The sequence below is a fragment of the Clostridium cadaveris genome, from assembly GCF_020911725.1.
GTDB lineage: Bacteria > Bacillota > Clostridia > Clostridiales > Clostridiaceae > Clostridium_X > Clostridium_X cadaveris.
Genome location: NZ_CP076620.1, coordinates 603,151 through 625,194, shown reverse-complemented (window position 1 = coordinate 625,194; position 22,044 = coordinate 603,151). Strand labels below are relative to the sequence as shown.

20 protein-coding genes are annotated in these 22,044 nt (G+C 30.9%); 5 read left to right on the top strand and 15 right to left on the bottom strand.

What is annotated here, in order from left to right; all coding sequences use genetic code 11:
* Positions 1-160: 160 nt before the first annotated feature.
* The 13 genes from KQH81_RS02805 to KQH81_RS02745 all read right to left on the bottom strand — a co-directional run bounded on the left by KQH81_RS02805 (position 161) and on the right by KQH81_RS02745 (position 16,550).
* Positions 161-1,282, bottom strand: coding sequence for a glycosyltransferase family 4 protein (locus KQH81_RS02805; protein WP_230028872.1), 1,122 nt, complete (start codon positions 1,280-1,282; stop codon positions 161-163).
* A 12-nt stretch (positions 1,283-1,294) separates the two neighbouring features.
* The gene (gene galE / locus KQH81_RS02800; RefSeq protein WP_230028870.1) at positions 1,295-2,314 is read right to left on the bottom strand and encodes a UDP-glucose 4-epimerase GalE; all 1,020 of its coding nucleotides are present in this window, start codon (positions 2,312-2,314) and stop codon (positions 1,295-1,297) included.
* Between the two features lie 135 nt (positions 2,315-2,449).
* Complete coding sequence (locus tag KQH81_RS02795; protein WP_230028868.1) at positions 2,450-3,262, bottom strand: glycosyltransferase family 2 protein; 813 nt, start codon at positions 3,260-3,262, stop codon at positions 2,450-2,452.
* 205 nt (positions 3,263-3,467) lie between these two features.
* Complete coding sequence (eutH, locus tag KQH81_RS02790; RefSeq protein ID WP_035770831.1) at positions 3,468-4,673, bottom strand: ethanolamine utilization protein EutH; 1,206 nt, start codon at positions 4,671-4,673, stop codon at positions 3,468-3,470.
* Positions 4,674-4,695: 22 nt separating this feature from the next.
* Positions 4,696-6,438, bottom strand: coding sequence for an NTP transferase domain-containing protein (locus KQH81_RS02785; protein ID WP_230028866.1), 1,743 nt, complete (start codon positions 6,436-6,438; stop codon positions 4,696-4,698).
* A gap of 167 nt (positions 6,439-6,605) precedes the next feature.
* Positions 6,606-7,511, bottom strand: coding sequence for an LCP family protein (locus KQH81_RS02780; RefSeq protein ID WP_230028865.1), 906 nt, complete (start codon positions 7,509-7,511; stop codon positions 6,606-6,608).
* 257 nt (positions 7,512-7,768) lie between these two features.
* Complete coding sequence (locus KQH81_RS02775) at positions 7,769-9,802, bottom strand: LTA synthase family protein (protein ID WP_051196269.1); 2,034 nt, start codon at positions 9,800-9,802, stop codon at positions 7,769-7,771.
* Positions 9,803-9,933: 131 nt separating this feature from the next.
* On the bottom strand, positions 9,934-10,329 hold the full coding sequence (gene rbsD, locus KQH81_RS02770) for a D-ribose pyranase (protein ID WP_027639064.1): 396 nt from the start codon (positions 10,327-10,329) through the stop codon (positions 9,934-9,936).
* A gap of 53 nt (positions 10,330-10,382) precedes the next feature.
* The gene (locus KQH81_RS02765) at positions 10,383-11,501 is read right to left on the bottom strand and encodes a hypothetical protein (protein ID WP_230028863.1); all 1,119 of its coding nucleotides are present in this window, start codon (positions 11,499-11,501) and stop codon (positions 10,383-10,385) included.
* A 9-nt stretch (positions 11,502-11,510) separates the two neighbouring features.
* Positions 11,511-12,974, bottom strand: coding sequence for an MBOAT family O-acyltransferase (locus KQH81_RS02760; RefSeq protein WP_230028861.1), 1,464 nt, complete (start codon positions 12,972-12,974; stop codon positions 11,511-11,513).
* Positions 12,975-13,167: 193 nt separating this feature from the next.
* Entirely contained in the window at positions 13,168-14,031 is an 864-nt protein-coding gene (galU, locus tag KQH81_RS02755) for a UTP--glucose-1-phosphate uridylyltransferase GalU (RefSeq protein ID WP_027639067.1), read from the bottom strand.
* Between the two features lie 111 nt (positions 14,032-14,142).
* Positions 14,143-14,715: a response regulator gene (locus tag KQH81_RS02750; protein ID WP_230028859.1), complete on the bottom strand. Its 573-nt coding sequence runs from the start codon at positions 14,713-14,715 to the stop codon at positions 14,143-14,145.
* Complete coding sequence (locus KQH81_RS02745; RefSeq protein ID WP_230028857.1) at positions 14,715-16,550, bottom strand: sensor histidine kinase; 1,836 nt, start codon at positions 16,548-16,550, stop codon at positions 14,715-14,717. The genes KQH81_RS02750 and KQH81_RS02745 overlap by 1 nt, the downstream gene beginning before the upstream one ends.
* Before the next feature lie 194 nt (positions 16,551-16,744).
* On the opposite strand from KQH81_RS02745, the gene KQH81_RS02740 reads away from it, so the two are divergent.
* From KQH81_RS02740 to KQH81_RS02720, 5 genes are all read left to right on the top strand, one after another.
* On the top strand, positions 16,745-17,140 hold the full coding sequence (locus KQH81_RS02740; protein ID WP_027639070.1) for an NAD-binding protein: 396 nt from the start codon (positions 16,745-16,747) through the stop codon (positions 17,138-17,140).
* Positions 17,128-17,532, top strand: a complete 405-nt coding sequence (locus KQH81_RS02735; protein ID WP_230028855.1) for an NAD-binding protein — start codon at positions 17,128-17,130, stop codon at positions 17,530-17,532. Before KQH81_RS02740 ends, KQH81_RS02735 begins: the two co-directional genes overlap by 13 nt.
* Positions 17,520-18,194, top strand: a complete 675-nt coding sequence (locus KQH81_RS02730) for a potassium channel family protein (protein ID WP_230028853.1) — start codon at positions 17,520-17,522, stop codon at positions 18,192-18,194. Before KQH81_RS02735 ends, KQH81_RS02730 begins: the two co-directional genes overlap by 13 nt.
* Positions 18,195-18,293: 99 nt before the next feature.
* Positions 18,294-19,826, top strand: a complete 1,533-nt coding sequence (locus KQH81_RS02725) for a TrkH family potassium uptake protein (RefSeq protein ID WP_230028851.1) — start codon at positions 18,294-18,296, stop codon at positions 19,824-19,826.
* Positions 19,802-20,284 (top strand): hypothetical protein, encoded by a 483-nt coding sequence (locus tag KQH81_RS02720; protein ID WP_230028849.1) that lies wholly within the window; start codon positions 19,802-19,804, stop codon positions 20,282-20,284. Before KQH81_RS02725 ends, KQH81_RS02720 begins: the two co-directional genes overlap by 25 nt.
* Positions 20,285-20,348: 64 nt before the next feature.
* Here KQH81_RS02720 and rocF read toward each other — a convergent pair whose 3' ends face one another.
* Positions 20,349-21,251 (bottom strand): arginase, encoded by a 903-nt coding sequence (rocF, locus tag KQH81_RS02715; protein WP_230028848.1) that lies wholly within the window; start codon positions 21,249-21,251, stop codon positions 20,349-20,351.
* 305 nt (positions 21,252-21,556) lie between these two features.
* Positions 21,557-21,778 carry a hypothetical protein gene (locus KQH81_RS02710; protein ID WP_230028846.1) on the bottom strand — a complete coding sequence of 74 codons (222 nt, stop codon included), beginning with the start codon at positions 21,776-21,778 and terminating at the stop codon, positions 21,557-21,559.
* Positions 21,779-22,044 lie beyond the last annotated feature (266 nt).

The window sequence follows — 22,044 nt, the reverse complement described above, 5'->3', positions numbered from 1 at the left end:
TATATTATTTCACTTATTTAATTTTATCACAGCTGAGTTTTATTGTAAATTTGTATTTAATTATAAAACTCATTTATCAATTTGTATTTTAAAGTTAAAATTTATCATCAAAACACATAAAAAAAATTGATAGATTGTAATAAATCTATCAATTTTCTATTTATTTCCCTATGACCTCATTGTATATAGAAGCCATTTCTTTACTTATATCCTCAAGAGAGTATTGAATTACACTTTCTAAATTAAAATTAGAAACTTTTTCTCTAAAGTCCTTATCATTATACATTTTTTCTATGGCTTTAGCGAACCCTTGTACATCATCTATTCCAACTACTATTCCATTTTTACCATTCTCAATTAAATCTCTATTACCTCTACAATCAGTAACTATAATAGGTAGCCCTGTGGCCATAGCTTCCATTATATTTACTGGTAATCCTTCTTGTCTAGCTGATGATACTGCTACATCAGCCAAAGTCATTAGATTGTTTATGTCTTTTCTATAGCCTAAGAATTTTATATTGTCACCAACATTAAGTTTGTTAGTAAGATCTTTGTACTCTTCTTCTAATGCTCCAAGACCAGCACAAAGAAGTTTTAAGTTTGGAGTCTTATCTTTTATTAAATTTATCGCATTAATCAATAAATCATGATGCTTTCTATAACTTAATTCAGCGGCATAAACCATTATAAAATCATCTTCTTTATACCCATACTCTTCTCTTAATGCTCTCTTCTTTTCCAAAGTCTGAGGGACAAATTTATTTAAATTTATTCCAACTCCTTTTACAAACTTTAAACTCTTAGCTTTAAAATTTCTTTCTTTAGCAGCATTAAAATCTTCCTCGTTTATAGTAATAAGACAATCTGTATATTTAGATAAAAATTTCTCTACATTATAATATACAAGCCAGTTAAACTTTGATGCTCCCTCATAGAAATGAAAACCATGTGCTGTATACATGACTTTTGTGCCTTTCTTTCTAGCACCTCTAGCTGCCCATCTTGTAAGAGCCCCTCCAATAGGAGTGTGACAATGAATTACTTCATAGTTATTATCATCTATCATCTTTTTTAATTCTAAGTAAGCCTTAAAATTACTTGGTTTTAATGGGTTTCTATCAAATTTTAGATTATATTTAAAATCTGTATATGGTATATGATTCTCTCCATTGCTAGCTACATGAACTTCATATCCTTGATCCTTAAACCATTTAAGATAAGGTATATGAAAATTTAATATATGACTGTCAACCTTAGCTGTAAATAAAACTTTTTTCATGACTATATTCTCCTATTTATCATATCCATTAGGATTGTTCTTCTGCCATCTCCATGAATCTCTACACATATCTTCAAGATTCTTTTCTGCCTTCCATCCTAATTCATTTAATGCCTTGCTTGCATCAGCATAGCATGTTGCAATATCTCCTGCTCTTCTAGGCGCAATCTTGTAAGGAATCTCAACTCCAGATGCCTTTTCAAAATTTTTCACAACATCTAAAACACTGTATCCTATACCTGTACCTAAGTTATAAGGTTCTACCCCTTTAAGGTTCATTACTTTTTCAACAGCTTTAAGATGACCTTTAGCTAAATCAACTACATGAATATAGTCTCTAACTCCTGTACCATCATGAGTATCATAGTCATCACCAAATACACTTAAAAATTCTCTCTTTCCTACTGCAACTTGGGTTATATATGGCATAAGATTATTTGGAATTCCATTTGGATCTTCTCCAATTCTTCCACTCTCATGAGCTCCGATAGGATTGAAATATCTAAGCAATGCTATGCTCCACTCATTATCAGAAACATATATGTCTTTAAGGATCTGCTCTATGAAAAGTTTAGTGCTTCCATATGGGTTTGTTACACTAGCTGTAGGCATAGTCTCTGAAAACGGAACCTTATTTTCCATTCCATATACTGTAGCTGATGAACTAAATACTATTCTTTTCACTCCATATTTTCTCATAACATCGCATAAAACTAAAGTACCGCTTATATTATTTTCATAGTATTCTATAGGCATAGTAACTGATTCACCAACAGCCTTAAGACCTGCAAAATGTATTACAGCTTCTATAGTATTCTCTTCAAATACCTTCGAAAGACCTTCTCTATCTAGTATATCTACTTTATAAAACTTAGGTTTTTTCCCACCTGAAAGTTCCTCTATACGGTTTAATACCTCTGGTTTACTGTTACAAAAATTGTCTACAATTACAATGTCATATCCTGCATTTAAAAGTTCTATTGAGGTGTGGCTTCCTATATATCCAGCTCCACCTGTTACTAATATTGACATATCTTTCCCTCCTTATGATTTGACATCAAGTCTTAATCTTTTATCATAAAAATTCTTCAAGAATAATAAAATGTCCTATATTTTATCTTAATTATTTTGTAAACACTTTTAACATCTATTAATATATTATTGAGGTTATCTTAATTTTGTTATTATTATTCGCCTTATATACTTCATCCAATAAAATACTCTTAAAAATATGTAAAACCCTGTACTTATTATAGATTCTTCTCTTAATTCTTTTATATTTTTTATGGTACCTTCATGCATGCCCTTAAGATTTGAAGATAATCCGCTAAATCCAAAGGAAGGTTTTCCACATCCGCATTGAACCACTTGTACTGGAAGATGATAATAATTATAGTTATTACATATTTTATAAAAGTACTGAATGTCCTCTGCAAATTGTTGATTTTCATCAAAATAACCTATTTCATCTACTATCTTCTTTCTAAAAAGCGCTGCTGGAGTTAAAGGAAAAGTCTTTAAGCACAAATCTTTAACATTTGCTTTATAAAGAGTGTCTATTTTCCTTCCAAATATACTCAAACTTTTACCATTAGCATCCCCGCCTAAAAAATCTATTTCTGGGTGTTCTTTTATAGTTTTCATCTGAACTTCAATTTTCTCAGGAAGCCATTCGTCATCGGAATCCAACAAAGCAATAAACTCACCTTTCGCTTCCTTCATTCCTTTATTTCTAGCTGTAGAAACGCCTCCATTAGGCTTATCTATAAGTCTTATAGGTACATCCTTATTTTGATCAGCATATTCTTTCACTATATCAAAAGACTTATCCGTCGAGCCATCATTAATCACTAATATTTCCAAAATCATATTAAAAGCTGTTTGTTTTCTAACAGATTCTAGAGTACGAATAATTGTATCTTCACTATTATACATAGGAATTACAACCGAAACTTTATTTTTCCCTAACTTCTCGGACATTATCTTCCTTCTCCAATCATGTTTTCTATAACACTATGAATTATATCATATACTTTCTATCTATTCACAGTACTTTTTTAATTATTGCTTCATTTTATGTCATTAAATTATGAATATATTGTAAATTGATAAAGTTTAATAATATAAAAAAATAAGCATCCTATCATGTATAAATAAGACAGGATACTTATATCTTAAACTTTATTTATGCTAATAAAGAGTCTGCTTCCTCAAGCTTTTTAGCCTTTGGAACTGCTATTTTAGTTGCAATAGCTACAGCACATATTCCAGCCACAAGCTTTCCACATAAAATTGGCAAAATTAAATTTGGTTGAAAGTTTGCTGTAAATGCAAGATGATCTCCTATAAGGAAAGCTCCACAAACACCAAATCCAATAGTTTTGACTTTGTCTTCAGCTTTCATGTCTTTAATCATTGCAAATAATGCTAATATATTTGCAGCTCCTGCTAATATACCAGTAGTTGCATCTGTTGAAAGTCCACACTTCTTTCCAATAGCATTTAGAGGTTTATTTAAATATTTTTTAATTAGATATACCATTGGGAAAGCACCACATAACATCATTGCAATAGCTCCTGATACTTCCAATGCCCTAACCTGATCTATTTGGTCAGCTAATATAGGTTCAAATCCCCATACTCCAAATATATTTGAGAAAAATCCTGTAAAATATTCTACTATAGAAAAAACTAATACTAGTTTTAATGCAGAATCCATAATTCTACCGAATATTATAAAGCCCCTTATCATGGCATCTGGCTTAAATAGTAATCCTACCGCAATAATTATACATATAATAATTAATGGTATTAAGTTTCTAAATATGTCTCCATAACTCATCAATAATTGATACGTAGCTGCGCTATCAGTGCTTATCATATCTCTTATGTATGGTTTAGTAAGTGCCATAACAACACTTGATACTAAAACTCCTACTGGAATTGTCAGTATTCCAGACATAACTCCTAAAGCTAAATACTTTTGATCCTTTTTTTGAATCATCTTTAATCCAACTGGAATACTAAAAACTATAGTTGCACCTGCCATATATCCTGTTGTCATAGCCATAATCCAACTTTCTTTTGTATGAGCTAAAGCTTCCGCAAGCTGGTATCCTCCCATATCTACTGCTATAAAAGTTGTAGCAGCCATAGCAGGATCTGCACCTACTGCCTGAAAAAGCGGTCCAAATACTGAAGACACGAATGCAGTTATAAAAGGAGCTGCAGCCATTATACCTGCAACAGGTAGGAATATTGGTCCTACACTGTTAATTCCTTCTACAAATTCATTTCCAAGTTCACTGTTCTCTTTGACTATTGATGCTACAGCCCCAGCAACTGCACACGCCATTATTATATAAACTACTACTTTCCCAATAATCTCCATAAAAATCCCCTATCTAATTTCTTTATTTATTTTCATATAAAGCTAATGCTATATTTCCATATTCAACAGCATAATCATGCCATATCTTTACATAGTCGCCTATATCTTCCCCTAAACTTTCTTTAAACACAGCCCAAACAAACCAATAATAAGAACTGATTGCCACATATCCTAAATAGTGTCTCATTTCCTTTTCAGTTAATTCTCTTCCAAAGTATATTTTTAGTACATCCTTTGCTTCATCTAATGTATAATCTGAACAGCATATAAAAGTTCCTATATCACTGGCTGGATCAGCATTACCAGAATATTCCCAGTCTATAAGATACATATTCTCCCCATCAGTTAAGAAGTTTGGATCATAGCAATCATTGTGACATAATCTTTTTGGTACATTGTCACTTTCAGTAAATTTATAAAGTCTACTTATCATCTCAGTGATTTCTTCAATATCTTTGAAATTATTTATATAGTCATATTGCTTTGCTAGAGTTAATAATTTATCCGCCTCATCGAATATACTGAATTCCCATTTTGATGGTACACAAGCATCATGAAGTTTTTTAACCATCTTCATAGCTTTCTCAACATCTTGGGTATTTCTATAGTCAAAATCTATACAATTATCTATGAACTCACATATTTTCCAGCCTTCTGTAGGACTCATATATATGTAAGTATTATCTAAGCCTAGCTCCTTAGCTACACCTTGTGAAAAAGCTTCACTTTCTCTATTTATTATTTCTTCAGTTCCAACTCCTGGCAAACGATATACATAAGCTTTGCCATCGACAAGAAACTTAAATGAAATGTTTGTAAGTCCCTTCTTTATTGGAACAATGTTCTTTACATCTGCTTCTTTACACTTTAATATACTACATATATTTTTTATAACTTGTGATCTGCTGTCATACTTGTACGATTCATCAAAATCCCTTAAATCATCTAAAGAATCAAACTCTAGAATCTCACCTTTTTTGTACTCCCTTTTATTCATGCGAAGTTCACCTAAATGTCTTATAAATATATCTTCCCATAACATAGAGTCAACACCAGGTTCATCATATTCTTTAACTAGTATATCTGTAAATCTCTTTGAAAACTCTTTTGAGAAGTAAACATGCCCCAACATTATCCAAGCATTTTCTCCACCTACTGTTACATAAGAAATTGTATTGTCATCATCTACTGTTATACAATACTCATCTGTTTCATTTTCCTCAAAAACAGATGAATAATAAGAATCATATACGTATTTTTCAAAAACATTGTCTACAAAATAGTTGTCTGATGAACATATATAAGAATTTTTTAATCTATCTCTAACTAAATAAAGTGTTGAGTTATTGTTTCTAACTTTGTACTCTTCATTTACAACTATATCTACATTAAATTTTTCTTTTAGATAATAGAATTTTTCTTTCATATATCCTACAACTATTGTTATATTGTCAATTCCAGCTTCCTTTAGCTGTCTTATTTGTCTTTCTATAAGTATTTCTCCCTTAACCTCTAAAAGAGCCTTAGGTCTTTCATAAGAAAGTGGTGCAAATCTTGAAGAAAGTCCTGCAGCCATTATAATGGCATTATCTACTTTAAATTCTTCAAGAGTATTTTTCCCTTTCTCAGTTAAAGATAGATTTTCTATCAATCCATCCTTTCTTAAATCCTCTAATATATCTTCATCAAAATTATTTTTAGTGCAACTAATCTTTTCATTTTTAAATATATCATTTAAACATTGAAATTTTCTTTTGCTTAACATAATTTTCCTCCTTTTTTTACAACCAATAATGATGTTCATTTTCCGAACACGGCGATATGTACAGTATACTTTTTTTTATGACCAAGTTCAATATATCAATCTAAAATATATATTAAAATTTGATATTTCAGTACAAAATCTTCTATATTAACTTGAAATTCATCTCATTATTCCCCATATATAAAGTCTCTAATATATTTTAAGTTTGGTTCTTTATCCCACATAAGATAATACAACTCTTTATAATCATCATGCCATGTGCCGTCAATTGGAACTCTTCCTTGTTTAATTTCTTTTCCACCATAAGATATTATCTTTTGTCCAAGAGAAAGGATTTCTCCATAGCTAAGGCTTGTCTCAACATTGTTTAAAGCCACATCTAAAAGTTTATTCATCTCACCTAAAGATAAGCTTTTAACTTTACTGTACATAGCATTTATGACATTTCTTTGACGTTGAGTCCTTTGAAAGTCAGTTCCAATTCTCCTTATACGGCTGTAAGAAAGAGCCTGTTTTCCGCTTAATACATTATTCCCAGATTTTAAATTTTTGTTTGGAGATATATATGGAATCTCTTCGCTAGTAAGGTTTACATTAACTCCCCCCATAGCATCTACAAGATTCATTACTCCATCAAAATCTATAAGTATGTAATCTCTAATTTCTGTACCATAATTTTCATTTACCGTCTTTATACTGTTTGTTACTCCTCCATAATTAATAGCATAATTAAGTTTATTTGTCTTATCTTCTCCATAATATATGTATGAATCTCTAAGAATAGATAAAAGTCTTATCTCTTTGTTATCGTCATCTAATGTCAATACCATATTTACATCTGTTGCATGTTCTTCTCTATCTAACCCTAAAAGAAGAATAGACGTTACATCCTTTTTATTCTTCACCTCTTCATTTTCATGTTTTTGTATACCTATTTCTTCATCTGGCAATTCAATTTTAGTAGTCTTTATTTTTGATAACTTAGAGTAAACTGCATAGCCTCCTGCCAAAAATATAAGTGCCAAAATTGCCACTATAGAAATGATTATTATTTTTGATTTCTTTATGCTCATATTTAATTACCCTCTTCATATAAAATCTTGAAATATGCTGTAAAATAATACAACTTTAATTAGTAATATTAAAATTTTACCATATTTCTATCTGCTTATCCAATTTATACTTTCTTAAATTTATATGTATTTTTTTAATTCCATCTGCCTCATCATCAAAATTTAAAATAATATTATAAAAATAAAAGAGGCTTATCTATAGCCTCTTTATGTTGTATATATTCTCTAATTAATGATTATATAATTTATAACTACTATTAGTACTTACCTTTAAAGTAGTTACTTTCTATTATCTTATCGCTAATTTTTGTCATTTGAATGAGATTTTGTTTTTCTTCTTCTGAATTTGGTATTCCAATTATAGTATCATTTGCTAAAACAGTAGCGTTTCTCTCAGTATTCAAAAGATTTCTTCCCATCATACAGTTAATATATTCTTCCTTATCTATACCAAAAAGCGATAATGTTGTTGGTAATATATCAACTTGTCCACCTATTGTATCTATTGTCTCACCTTTTATAGATGGATTATAAATTATAAATGGAACTCTTACATCCTTATTTCTCCATGATTCTTTTATACCATCTATTTCACCCATATCATCAATTTCATTTTGATAATATCTATGAGGACCAGCATGATCTCCATAAATCACCAAAACAGTATTATCTAATAAATTATTTTCTTTTAATAAATCTACAAATTTACCTATCGAGCTGTCAACGTATCTCATAACTTGGCAATATGTACCTAACATAGATTTATTAAGCTCATCATTAAGATTCAATTCTTTTTTCTCATCAATTATATAAAAAGGTCCATGGCTAGTCATAGTTGCCATATGAACTAAAAATGGTTTCTCTTCATTCTTAAGTTTTTCAACAGTCTGCTTATATAGTGATTCATCTGATATCTTCTTTCCTGCCACAATCTCATCTACCACAAAGTCTCTGCCATCATAAATTTTTTCAAATCCATAACCTAAATGACTTTCCTTCCAGTTCCATCCATCACAATCCTCTGGATGTATAGATATTGTTGTGTAATTTTTTTTCTTAAAATTATTTACTAAAGAATTATATGTGTTGAATGGATATCTTCTATAACTTGTTTCTACCTTTAGAGGATATATTCCAGTATTTGATAAAAAGTCTCCGTCTGCACTATTATGATAAACCTGCTCATATATATTTTTAAAATAATAACTATTATCAAGCATTTTATTCAACCTAGGAGTTATCTCTTGATCATTTATTGTTTCTCTTACTACAAAATTCTCCATAGATTCAACTTGCAAAAATATAAGATTTTTTCCATTTAATAATCCAACATAATTATTATCAGGTAATTTCTCATCATTGCTCAAAAACCATTTGTTTATTTCTTCTTCCTCAGCTGAAGTTAATTTCTTTTCTTTACTTATAGTTAATTTCTTTCCAATTTCATAAACATGATATCCCAATGATGATGTATTTTGCGCAACTCCTTGCAAATCCCAAGAATATGGTGTAAAAAATGTGACTTTACCATTAGTTATGTCTTTTACATCATAAAAATAATATATTCCCTTTATCCATAATAAGCATGCAAATAGCATAAATAATCCAAATGCTATATTCCTTATTCTGCTTTTAGCTCTCTCTTTATAAATCTCTCTATACTTAAAACATGCATATATCAAAAATAGTATATCTATAAAATATAAGATATCTTGAAATTTAGTATAACTTAATAAATTTCTATTACTTGAATTAAATGCAGATGGGTGAAATATATATTCTATGCTAAGAAAGCTTCCATATGCCCTAAGCAAAATTGCATCCATCCATATTATAAGAGATGCTAAAGCATCTATAACAGTATATGCTATAAGTCTATTTTTTCCTTTAAATAGCAGTCCTATCGATAACAAAAATAGCCCAAATGGCATGTACAAAACTGTATAATTCTTTCTAGACAACATACATGCAGACATTATAATTAATAAAACTCCTAAGCATATATATTTTAACTCTTTTGTTTTATTTTTTCTCTTCAAATACACGCATATTGCAATCATGGATAATAATGATAGAACTCCAACTATCATTATTTTACGAGATTCTATAACTCTACTCATTATTTCATTAATCTTATCAATTCTATTCACTTCAAATAAAAATAATAAGCTTTTGATCCATAATGAAAATGCTGATATACAAAAAACAAAATCAATTTTTTGCAGCATCTTTGTTAAATTAATTTTTCTTTTCACATCACTATGTATATTTCTGTATTGTATCTCTTGCATTTTTATCCCTCTTTTACAGTATTATTGTATAAGTTTTATAGAAATAATTAATACAACACATATAATTATACATCTTTTGTTAATATTATCAATATATTGTTAATATTTTTGTTTGCTTTTCTTATATTTAATTAAAATATACATCCTGATTGAAGTATTATATTTGCATATGGACTGTTTTCTCCAGTTCTTACAACTGCTTTACATTCTCTAGTCATATTCTTAAACTCTGAATGACTTACGAATTCCACTTCAACATCTGTAATTATTTCCTTAATCTTGTTTAAAACTTCTGGATTATTATTCTTTATTTCTTCGGCAAGATAAATCTTCTCTATCTTCATGTCTAAAGCTACATTTTCAAGAACTTCAATAAAACTTGGAATTCCAAAAGTTAAGGCAAGATCTATTCTTTTAGTTTCCTCTGGAATTGGAAGGCCACAGTCTGAAATACAAATCCTGTCTGTATGCCCCATGTATGAAAGCACCCTTGAAATATCGCTATTTAATATACCATTTTTCTTCATATCTATTCCTCCATAATCGTGATTTTCATTACATATTCATTAAATATATAATATTATTCTACATTTAGATGTTCATTATTATCTACATTTATTTGCTCAAAAGCTGCATCATCATACCAATACTCTCTTCCATTGTCAGATAAAACTTTTTGAGTACCATCATCCCAAGAAGCATACTTTGGATTTCCTTTCTTACTTTCTATAGGATAGTTCTCCATTATAAATTTATTGACATAATCACTAATCTTGACAGCTCCACTATAATCAACATGATTAGCATCTATCATATCATAGTAATGCAAATCAAGTTCCTCTATAAGCTTTTGATCATTGAAATTTATATAAGGCACATTGTTGCTTTCAGCTATCTTTTTAACTTTATTAAGCCTTGAAACTTCAATATCCTTAATTTCATAAGGTGCCGATGTAAGCACAAGATTTATCCCTTCATTCTTACATAACTCTATAATTTTCAAAAGATACTCTTCACTTACTTCATCAAAATCCTCAACAATATCATTTTGAGGATAATTTAGAATAGCATTTTCATCTGCATTCTCTTCTATATGCCAATATTCTTTCCATCCATTTGCCATAAAAGTATAATCTCTTTGAAACCTTTCAAAATCCACTTCTCTCATAGGTGTCTCAGATTGATAATCCCATCTATCATGAGCACTGTATAGACCGAATAAAAGTTCTAAATTGCTGTTAGCAGTATTATCATACTCAAAAGCATATTTTATTTTGTCCATGGACATTTTCAGAGATTGAAACCCAAAAATCACCGACTTATCAAATTCATCAAGAGGTATATAACTATCCATTCTATTTACACCGTAAACTTCAACCACAGCTGTCTTAATCTTTTGTGTTTTCAAAGCCTCTTTTAGGTAATAATAAGACATCTGAACCTCTTGCCCAGAACTTGCAAGGACATGAGATGTAACTCCGTAATCATCCCAAAGCTTATGTGGTATAAATGTAGAATAAGCATGACAGGAACCTACATACACAACATCTATGGAGTTTTTCTCCTGTTTATAAAAGTTCTTCATAAGACCTTGGTTTATTTCACTATAAGTCTCAAACCTTTCTGATACATTTAGATATAACAAGCCAAATATCAAGCATATCACAATTGTTCTAAACAAAAACTTTAACTTCTTCATATTTCCTCCTTAGAATTGACCATATATGAAGTGACCACTTCCATTAGAAGCTCCATATATCCCAAATATGAATATTACAAATAAAATTGAATAATACACAAAGCATCTAAATATTATACCTTGTCTAGAGAATCCTTCCACTAAATCACGCTTTTCATTGTGGATGTACTCAAAAATCAACACTATAATAGTCATAACGAACATCAAATCAAAAGAACTCTGAGTTAGTCCGAGGGTATACAAAGTACCATCAAAAATCTGCCATAGATTTGAAGTTCCCACAGTGATCTGCTTAACTATAGCTAGTCCATTCTTTAGACCATCAGCCCTAAAAAATATCCATGCAAAATTAACCAGCATAAAAGTCAAAACAGTTTGTCCCAATCTATAGGAAAATCTATTCTTGTCCACTTTAAATAGTTTAAGAAAATACTCACGAACCGGCTTTAAAATCGCTCCCATAACCTGATAAAAGCCATGAAGAAATCCCCAAAATATGAAATTAAAACTTGCTCCATGCCATATTCCACTTATCAAAAATACTATGACAATATTTATATACTGCCTTATGACACCTTTCCTATTTCCACCTAGAGGAATATATAGATAATCTCTGAACCAAAGGCTCAATGAAATATGCCACCTTCTCCAAAACTCTCCTATGTTCCTTGCACAATAAGGAAATTTGAAATTTTCCATAAATCTGAATCCAAACATCCTGCTTATACCAATAGCTATATCAGAGTAAGCTGAAAAATCAAAATAAATCTGAATAGAATATATTATGGTTGTAATGAAAAGAATGGTCCTTCCATAATTACTATAATTAGCATAAACAGAGCCAACTATAATAGACATCCTATCCACAATAACCATCTTCTTCATGAAGCCCCAAAGCATACGTATGACACCACTGGATATATCTTTTTCATCAAAATCCCTTTTATTGTTTAGTTCACTAAAGAATCTTTCACTTCTCTCTATAGGTCCAGATGTAACTTGTGGAAAGTAAGCTATATATGCAGCGTACTTAAAGAAGTTTTTCTGAACTCTGCTCTTATCTCGATAAACATCTATTAGATAGCTTAAAACTTTAAAAGTATAGAAAGATATTCCTAAAGGCATTATGATATTCCACGATTCAATGCTTGTACTCACTATAGAATTTACAATCTTTATGCCAAAATTTGTGTACTTAAAATATCCTAAAGCCCCAATATGAAAAATAATACAGCTAATTAGATAGAACTTTGCCAGTCTCTTGTCCTTGTCTGCCTTTGAAATAAGTCTCGCAAAGCAATAAGAAACAACAGTAAAGAAAAATAAAAAAGCAGCATATTTTTTGCTAAAAGCTCCGTAAAACATATAACTGGCTATAAGAAGCAATACATGCCTGAATCTAAGCGGTACTGCATAATATAAAATCAAAACTATAGGCAGAAAAACCATAAACTGCAATGAGTTAAAATTCATAAAGCTACTCCCCTCACACCAAAATACAATATCATTTTTACCATATCTGCATATTTTGTCGAAATACATATATTGTACCTTATTTTTTACATCGAATAAAGAGCTAGTTCCCACTATTTGGCTTTTTAAAAGTTAATATTATTTTAACGTATAAAAAAACTCCGCCAAACGTAGTATTCGGCGAAGTCTCTAACTATTTTACTATAGTCTTTAAATATTTTAAGAAATTATCTTTTAAGTCATCTCTTCTTAACGCATATTCCACAGTAGCCTCTAAAAAGCCCTGCTTATCTCCAACATCGTATCTTCTTCCTTCAAAGTTGTAAGCATACATAGCTTCCTTTGTAGCTAGTTCTTTTAAAGCATCAGTAAGCTGAATCTCTCCACCCTTACCTGGCTTAGTATGCTCTAAAATTTCAAATATACCTGGATTTATTATGTATCTTCCTAAAATCGCCATATCAGATGGAGCTTCATCTACAGCTGGCTTTTCAACAAGATCTTTAACCTTGTAAACTCTATCTTCTATATGCAACCCATCCACAACTCCATATTTGTTGACGTCTTCATGAGGTACTTCCTGAACTCCTAGTATTGTAGTCTTATATTCATCATAAGCATCTATCATCTGCTTTAAGCAAGGTTTTTCAGAGTAAACTATATCATCACCTAAAAGTACTGCAAAAGGTTCATTTCCTATAAAAGTCTTTGCACAGTGAATAGCATGACCTAGTCCCTTAGGTTCTTTCTGACGGATGAAATGAATGTTTACCATATTAGAAATTTTCCTAACCTCTTCTAGAAGTTCCATCTTTCCCTTAGACTCAAGTTCAAGCTCAAGCTCAACAGATCTGTCAAAGTGATCCTCTATGCTCTTCTTGTTTCTTCCTGTGATTATCAAAATTTCTTCAATTCCAGAATTCACAGCTTCTTCAATGATATATTGAAGAGTAGGCTTATCCACTATCGGAAGCATCTCTTTAGGCTGAGCCTTAGTAGCTGGTAAGAAACGTGTACCAAGCCCTGCTGCTGGAATGATCGCTTTATTTACAGTCATTTTATTACCTCCAAATTTACAACTTATAACATAAGTATAACATAAGTGTAATTTGCATACAAAACTCTGTTAAACATAAATTTAGAGGAGTTTTTATTACATATCTATTTCTTATTTAAATATCTCTTTGCAGTTTTTAAACTTTTCTCCAAGAATTTCATCACCTTTGGCAAAATAGCATTTAGATAACATGTCATATATCTCATAATTTGATGCTTCTTCAGCAAGAGCCTTTTTCAAAAACATTATTCCTTCATCATATCTTTCATTTTCTATGAGCTTTTTTGCACCTTTAATAGCATTGCTAATTGCCGTAAAAGTACTACGTTCTTCATCAAGCTTCTCTAAAACATTATTAATCTTATCTGCAGTAAATGGTTTGTGAAGATACTCGATTACTCCTAGCTTTGTACATTCTACCGCATTTTTAACTGTTGCAAAAGCTGTTATCATTATAACCTTAGTTAGAATCCCCCTACCCCTTATTTCCTTTAATAGTTCCGTACCGCTCATACCTGGCATCTTAACATCCATAAATATTAAATCATAAATATTATCTTCTAATTTTTTTAATGCTTCACTGCCTGAAGCACAAGCATCTACCTCATAATCATTAAGTTCTAAGCAGGTAGTCAATAGTGTCCTTATATTTTTTGTATCATCTACAACCAATGCTCTCTTCATCATTTCCCCTCCTCCATTGGAATAACAAAAGTAAATATACTTCCCTTTCCTACCTCGCTAGTACACCATATCTCTCCATTATGCCCTTCTACAATTTCCTTTGCTATTGACATCCCTAGTCCAAAACCTAAAGGCATAGTTTCTCCATTTTTTAATCTCACATACTTGTCAAAGATCTTATCCGTAAGCTCTGGTGGCATACCACAGCCTGTATCTGTAATAGTAACTGCTATTTTCCTCTCCTGCTTTATTCCTCTCACCGCAATAACATCATCCTTGTTACAATTTTTTATAGCATTAGATATGATATTATTCATAACCCATACAAGCTTATCTCTATCCCCATTTATAAGAGGAAGGTCTTCCTCAACATCCCACTCCAAAATAACTTCTTTATCTTCAGCCAAGCTTTTCACTGTAGTTATAGATGCATTTATTATATCTTCCATGTTGCACTGACTAAAATTATAGAGTTCCTTGTTTGATTCCATCTTTCTTAAGGTAATAAGCTCTGATATCAAAGTATTAAGCCTCTCCCCATCTTCTTTAATTGCCTCAACTACTTTTTTCTGCTTCTCTGATAAGCCTCCCATCTTTGTGCTTTCTAAAAGACTAGTACCAATCATTATTGATGTTAAGGATGTTTTAAATTCATGAGATATTGTAGACAAGAATTCTCCCTTCATTATATCTAGTTCCTTCAATTGTGTTATATCTTGAAGCACCACTATATATCCAAAAATTTTAGCCTCTTCATCCTCAATTTCATTTACAGATATATTAAAAAAGTACTCCTCTTCTTCCCTAAATATCTTTATGATCTTATTTTCTATCTCTTGATGTGTGCTTACCTCATATACTGCTTCAAATATGTTTTCTTCTTTTATTACCTGAGAGAAATATTTATTAACTGCAACTTTCTCTTGGATATTAAAAAAGTTTTCGCATTGCTGATTGATAAGTATGATTCTATAATCCTTGTCCAGTACTATAATAGGCTCTTTTATACTTTTTATTATTGCTAATGATTTATTTTTCTCCTTAATCATCTTACCCATAGTACTCTTTTCAAACTTCTGAAGCCGTTCATTCATCCTGTTAAATTCTATTGTCAAATCCCCAAGCTCATCCTTTGTAGTTACAGGCACTTGATTTCCTATGTTTCCTTCTCTTACTTCAGCTATTGATTTATTTAAAAGACTCAATGGCTTTAACATTTTATTAATAAGATAATTTGTTATGGCACATCCACTTATTATGGCCATAGCAGAAACTATGATTATTATATATCTGGCATTTTCCCCATCATCTATAGCATTTTTTCTACTTTTATTCATAGCTTCTTCGTTTACCTTCTTTATATTGCTTAACTCATCCACAATCTTATTATAATTTGTCATAATATCACTATAGTAAAATTCTCTAGCCTCTTTTATACCTTTAGTATTCATCTTTTCCTGCAATATTGAAAAATTCATTTCATAATCTCTATATAATTCTCCAATCCTTTCAACAATTCCAAACTCCTCAGGCTCTGTGACATTACTTTTTTCTATATAATAGGCATCATTAAACTCTTTTCCATGACTGTAATAACTGGTAATACCATTCTGTGTATCTTCAAAAATATATGTATCTATATCTAAATTCTGCTTTTGTATTCGATCCATCATATTGTAGGCTGCATCTATACTCTTGTAATTGTTTATCATAAGACTTTCTATCTCTGCATTGATAAGAGTTATATTGTATATAGATGTTATTCCAACAACTGCAATAAGCATGATTAATATGATACATATCATGGTCATTTTACTTTTTAATGTCTTAAACATTACTAGCCCTCCCTTTTTAATACCTTGTCCATTTTTGAGATTTACGGTGAAAATTTAAGATTCAAAATGATAACTTAAAAATTTACCCATTGAATTTATAGATAATTTTTTCTTCCCCGTTTTTCAGTGTTTGATACTTTTCTTACGAAAATATATGATTATATCATCATAGAAGTCCTTAAAGGAGGAATATCATGTATAACGTAATCATAGGCTACAACAACTTTAGCGAAGGTTTGATCCAGCATCTTTCTAAAAATGAAAATACAATCTTTATCATAGATAAAAAAGATAAACAGGATATAAGTATCCATTGTAATAAAGTTATTTACAACAAATTAGATATAACTAATATAGATACAGTGGTTAATTATGTTAACAAACATACTATTGACAATGTCTATGTTTGGACTGAGGATGATTGCCTCAATTTAGTTTTAGGTGAAAATATATCTAAGGTGAAAAACACAATAGTATTATTTAATTCTTATATTATGAAAAAACTTACAAATTATCAATACAAACCTGTACATTTGTGTGAAATAATAAAAGATTATTTAGAAGGAGATAATTTATTATGTATATCGTAATTGCAGGCTGTGGAAGATTAGGAAGAGAACTTGCACTAACCCTAGCCAAAACAGATCATGATGTATCCATTGTGGACAGACATTGCGAAAATCTAGACAGCCTTGGCAGCGGCTTTAACGGCTCTAGACTTCGAGGAGTGGAAATAGATACTGATGTATTAATAGAAGCCGGCATCAATGATGCCGACATATTTTTGGCTCTTACTCCTGATGACAATATAAATTTAATGGTATGTCAAATAGCTAAAAAGCTTTTTAATGTGCCTGTAGTTCTAGCAAGAATCTGTAACCCCGAAAGAGCTTATATATATGAAGCTCTTGGCGTTGAAGGAATTAGTCCAAACAGTCTTTGGATTAACTTAGTAAAGGAGAAATATTTATGCGTGCAGTAATTGTTGGTGGAGGGAAGGTTGGATATTACCTAGTAAAAAGTCTTCTCGAAAAGAAATATGAAGTTATATTGATTGAAAAAGATGCTGATATCTGTAACAAAATTGCTAATGATTTGAATATCGATGTTATTCATGGAGATGGTTCCAATCTAGATGAACTATCTGAAGCTATTGAGTGGAAATCTGATGTAGTGGCTGCAGTTACTGGAAAAGACGAGGAAAATATTATAATATGCCAGATGGCAAAACAAAGCTTCTCAATAAAGAAAACAATAGCTAGAATTAATAACCCTAAAAATAGAGAGGTGTTCAAAAAGCTTGGAGTTGATACCACAGTATGTAGTACAGACGTTATCTCAAAATTGATAGAAAATGAGCTTAACAGCCACACCTTTAAAGTTATTCAAACCTTTGAGAGAGGAGAAATGGTTTTAGTTGAAGCAATAATCACTTCAGAGTCAAATTGGCTAAACAAAACCATTCAAAATATAAATCTTCCTGAAGAATCTGTAATTGTATCAGTAATAAGAAATGATAATGTAATATATCCTAGAGGTCCTCTTGTACTTTTAGAAAATGACCATGTCATCGTTATGACTAACTTCTTTAATGAAAATAATCTTAAAGAAAGTATTTTTTCAAAGAGGTGTAATTATGCTTAATGGTAAAGATGTTTTTAAAGGACTTTTAGTTGAAGTAGCATCAGTATCTCTATTCCTATTTTTTATTTTGTTTTTTATTAAGGTAATGTAGGTGTTATTATGTATATAGAAAATTCGTGGAAAGATTTAAAAATAATAAATTATTATGTAGGCTTAATAGTCCTATGTATATCATCTTTAATGTTCATTCCTGTCATAACTTCAATATGTTTCAAAGAGTGGCCTGCTGCTGTAGATTTCCTCTTAAGCCTTTCTATATCTTTGAGCATAGGTTCTTTGCTTGTTATGTCTGGAAAGAATACAAGAAAAGAAGTGAAAATCCAATGGAAACACGGTCTAATCATAGCCTCATTTTCATGGATTCTTCTTATGATATTATGTGCTATCCCATATAGATTAAGTGGAAATGTTCTTTCCTTTTTAGATGCCTGCTTTGATGTAATGAGTGGATTTACCACAACAGGCCTTGTTTTGACTCAAGACCTTGATCATCTATCCATGGGTTTAAATATGTGGAGACACATCTTAACCTTCGTAGGAGGACAAGGTATGGTGGTTTTGGCCTTATCTCTTTTAGTTAAAAATACAGCTGGAGCCTATAAGATGTACGTTGGTGAAGGCAAGGATATCGGCCTTTTGCCAAACTTCAAAAATACAGCAAAGATAATATGGATAATAAGCATGATTTACTTTGGAGTTGGTGTTTCAGCTTTTTGGATAAACGGATTATTTATAGGTTTAAAACCTGTAAGCTCCTTAATGAACGCAATATTTATCTTTTGTTCTGCATGGAGTACAGGTGGATTCGCACCATATTCTCAAAATATACTATATTATCACAGCTTCTCTTATGAGGTTATAAGTATAATATTTTTTATCATTGGATCTTTTAACTTTGGTCTTCATTATGCAATGTGGAAAAACAATAAGAAGGAAATATTTAAAAATATAGAAACTCAAAGTTTTGTGATAACTGCTACATTATGTTCTCTATTATTAATTGGTTATTTTTCTAAAAGTGGTCTCTATCCTAATTTTATAGCAATCTTTAGAAAAGTTATCTATCAGCTATTATCTGCTCATACTACCACTGGTTTTGGCAGCCTTTATGCAAGACAACTAGCTGTTGACTGGGGAGACTTCCCTCTTTTAATTATGGCTATAGCAATGCTTATAGGTGGATCTGCCTGTTCCACTGCTGGAGGATTTAAGGGTCTTAGAGTTGGTGTAGTGTTTAAGGGAGTAATCAACGAAATAAGAGGTCTCATCTCTTCCGAAAATAGAGTAAGCGTGAAAAAAATTCACTATATGAAAGACATAATTTTGGATAATAATCTATTTAAAACATCTATGCTTATAATAATTTGCTATATCGCTCTGTTCTCCTTTGCAACTGCTCTTGGAACTTACTATGGATATCCAGTGATTGAGTCGGCTTTTGAAGCTGCTTCTGCTACAGGTAATGTTGGCTTATCAATTGGGGTTACTAGTGTAACAACCCCGGTTCCATTAAAGATATGCTATATATTAACAATGTATCTAGGTAGACTTGAATTCATTTCAGTATTTGCATTAATAGGTTTCTTATTTGGAGGTATTAAAAAGCTATGGAAAAAATCTTTAAATCATTAATCGCTGCAATTTGTTTAATATTTATAGTCTATACTCCTGCAAAGGCTGATAACACCTTCCCCTTCACCGACTTTATCGAAAAAGGTACTGAGTATGACAATAAAACCTTCACTATAGAGGGGGAAGCCATTGGTGAAATAATGAAAAGAGGAGATAACTGCTGGATTAATATAAATGATGGAAATATGGCTGTTGGAATATGGAGTGACTTTGATTTAGGAACTAAGGTTTCAACCTTTGGTAACTATCACAACACCGGAGATATAGTTAGAGTTACAGGAGAATTTCACAAAGCCTGTCCAGAACACGGAGGTGATTTAGACTTTCACGCTACCTCCTTAGAAATAATAAAAAGCGGCACCAAAACCCATCGTCCAATAAATTCAAAAAGAGTCATGCTCTCATGTATTCTTCTTCCCATATCAGGTGTATTATTCTACTTTACAAGAAGAAAGTAGTCATATAAATTAAGGCTCCACTGATATTATTCAGAGGAGCCTTAGTTATTCTATTAATATAATGCTATTTACTTATAACGTCACTTACTACTTCAAAGATTTTCAAACAATTATTTAGTGTCACATCGTCTTTATCTAATACTGGGTTGAATTCAACAAAATCCAGCGCTCTTACTTTTTTAGATGAAAATATTTTTTTAATCATCTCACTAGCCTGCTCTAAGGTTATTCCATCTTCAACTCTTGTTCCTGTTCCAGGAATTACTTCTGGGTCCATGCAGTCTATATCAAAGCTAACATGAATATTGTTTACTCCATTATCCTTTATCTTTTTCAATATATTGTCTATAGCTATATCTATACCGATTTCCTTTACCTGTTCTGTAGACAACACATTTACTTTATTGTTATTTAGTAATTCTATCTCACCCTTGTCTAAATCTCTTGCACATAGAATAAAGATGTTTTCACTCTTTATCTTGTTTCCAGAAAAATAGACATTCTTTAGTTCATCTATTCCAACTCCAGCTGATGCAGCTAGTGGCATTCCGTGTACATTTCCACTTGGAGTAGTTGACGTTGTATTAAAATCTCCATGTGCATCAATCCAAATTACAGCTAAGTCATCCTTATAATATTTTGCAGAACCTGCTATAGTACCTAATGCTAAAGAATGGTCTCCTCCTACAGTAAGCGGGAAGCTTTCATCCTTCAATGTCAAATAAACATTATGGGCTAAATCATTATTGCTTTCTACTATAGCTTGTAAATATTTCGCGCCCTTATGATCATTAAATTTATCTTTAGTTTGGCATTGTTTTACTACGATGTCTCCTAAATCATATACCTTATGTTTTTTTGATAAAATCTCTCTTATCCCACTGTTTCTCAATTTTGTAGGACCTTCTTCAACTCCCTTTACATCTGAGCCATAGAATAAAGGCATACCTATTATATTAATATCCATATCTTACCCTACCTTTTAATATATTAATTTTTCTGTAGTAACTTAATCCAAATTTTAATCTTGATTTTATCCTTTTTTGTTTAAATGTTATAACTCTCAAGGATATATAATACATCCGTAAGTTATGAATTGTCAAGTACTTTTGATTTTTCATGAAACTTATCGAAAAACCTCTGTAATTCTAGCTATTTCACTACTTATTATGTGCATTTGTTCAAATTAAATCGCAAAAAAGCTCCGGTAAATTTTGCTATACTATAAAAAATAGCTAAAGCCACTTTTCAGTAACTTTAACTATCTAGTATCTATTTCACTCCATAATACTCTACATACCACTTAGCAAATTTATCTAGTCCTTCTTCAATAGATGTTGAAGGTTTAAATTCTACTGCTTCTTGAAGTTTATCTGTTGAAGCATAAGTTGCTGGCACATCTCCAGCTTTTAGTGGTTCAAATATTTTTTCGAATACTACTTCTCTATTTAAAGCTTTAGTTAAAGATTTTTCTAGAGTTTCTATGAATGTCATTAATTTTTCAGGGTTATTATTTCCTATATTAAATACTTTAGCCGGAACTGATTTTGTTCCGTCATCATTGATTGTTTGGGTTGGAGGATTGTTTAAAAGTCTTACAATATATTATACCTAATGATACTATTGGAAAACCAAATGATTTATAAATCTCCATAATCATATTCTCTCCCCACTTACCCTCAGCACCAATTATTATTCTAATAGCATAAATTGTATAATATGCATATATCCACTAAGCTAAAAACTCTGTATTAGATTCT

What these genes read in the sequence shown, in the direction of transcription:
- KQH81_RS02765 (WP_230028863.1), bottom strand. Translation starts at nt 11,501, where the DNA reads ATGAAGAAGTTAAAGTTTTTGTTTAGAACAATTGTGATATGCTTGATA.
- KQH81_RS02710 (WP_230028846.1), bottom strand. Translation starts at nt 21,778, where the DNA reads ATGACATTCATAGAAACTCTAGAAAAATCTTTAACTAAAGCTTTAAAT.
- KQH81_RS02720 (WP_230028849.1), top strand. Translation starts at nt 19,802, where the DNA reads ATGGAAAAAATCTTTAAATCATTAATCGCTGCAATTTGTTTAATATTT.
- rocF (WP_230028848.1), bottom strand. Translation starts at nt 21,251, where the DNA reads ATGGATATTAATATAATAGGTATGCCTTTATTCTATGGCTCAGATGTA.
- KQH81_RS02750 (WP_230028859.1), bottom strand. Translation starts at nt 14,715, where the DNA reads ATGAAGAGAGCATTGGTTGTAGATGATACAAAAAATATAAGGACACTA.
- KQH81_RS02785 (WP_230028866.1), bottom strand. Translation starts at nt 6,438, where the DNA reads ATGTTAAGCAAAAGAAAATTTCAATGTTTAAATGATATATTTAAAAAT.
- KQH81_RS02780 (WP_230028865.1), bottom strand. Translation starts at nt 7,511, where the DNA reads ATGAGCATAAAGAAATCAAAAATAATAATCATTTCTATAGTGGCAATT.
- galE (WP_230028870.1), bottom strand. Translation starts at nt 2,314, where the DNA reads ATGTCAATATTAGTAACAGGTGGAGCTGGATATATAGGAAGCCACACC.
- KQH81_RS02745 (WP_230028857.1), bottom strand. Translation starts at nt 16,550, where the DNA reads ATGTTTAAGACATTAAAAAGTAAAATGACCATGATATGTATCATATTA.
- KQH81_RS02805 (WP_230028872.1), bottom strand. Translation starts at nt 1,282, where the DNA reads ATGAAAAAAGTTTTATTTACAGCTAAGGTTGACAGTCATATATTAAAT.
- KQH81_RS02725 (WP_230028851.1), top strand. Translation starts at nt 18,294, where the DNA reads ATGTATATAGAAAATTCGTGGAAAGATTTAAAAATAATAAATTATTAT.
- KQH81_RS02740 (WP_027639070.1), top strand. Translation starts at nt 16,745, where the DNA reads ATGTATAACGTAATCATAGGCTACAACAACTTTAGCGAAGGTTTGATC.
- KQH81_RS02730 (WP_230028853.1), top strand. Translation starts at nt 17,520, where the DNA reads ATGCGTGCAGTAATTGTTGGTGGAGGGAAGGTTGGATATTACCTAGTA.
- galU (WP_027639067.1), bottom strand. Translation starts at nt 14,031, where the DNA reads ATGACTGTAAATAAAGCGATCATTCCAGCAGCAGGGCTTGGTACACGT.
- eutH (WP_035770831.1), bottom strand. Translation starts at nt 4,673, where the DNA reads ATGGAGATTATTGGGAAAGTAGTAGTTTATATAATAATGGCGTGTGCA.
- rbsD (WP_027639064.1), bottom strand. Translation starts at nt 10,329, where the DNA reads ATGAAGAAAAATGGTATATTAAATAGCGATATTTCAAGGGTGCTTTCA.
- KQH81_RS02735 (WP_230028855.1), top strand. Translation starts at nt 17,128, where the DNA reads ATGTATATCGTAATTGCAGGCTGTGGAAGATTAGGAAGAGAACTTGCA.
- KQH81_RS02775 (WP_051196269.1), bottom strand. Translation starts at nt 9,802, where the DNA reads ATGCAAGAGATACAATACAGAAATATACATAGTGATGTGAAAAGAAAA.
- KQH81_RS02795 (WP_230028868.1), bottom strand. Translation starts at nt 3,262, where the DNA reads ATGTCCGAGAAGTTAGGGAAAAATAAAGTTTCGGTTGTAATTCCTATG.
- KQH81_RS02760 (WP_230028861.1), bottom strand. Translation starts at nt 12,974, where the DNA reads ATGAATTTTAACTCATTGCAGTTTATGGTTTTTCTGCCTATAGTTTTG.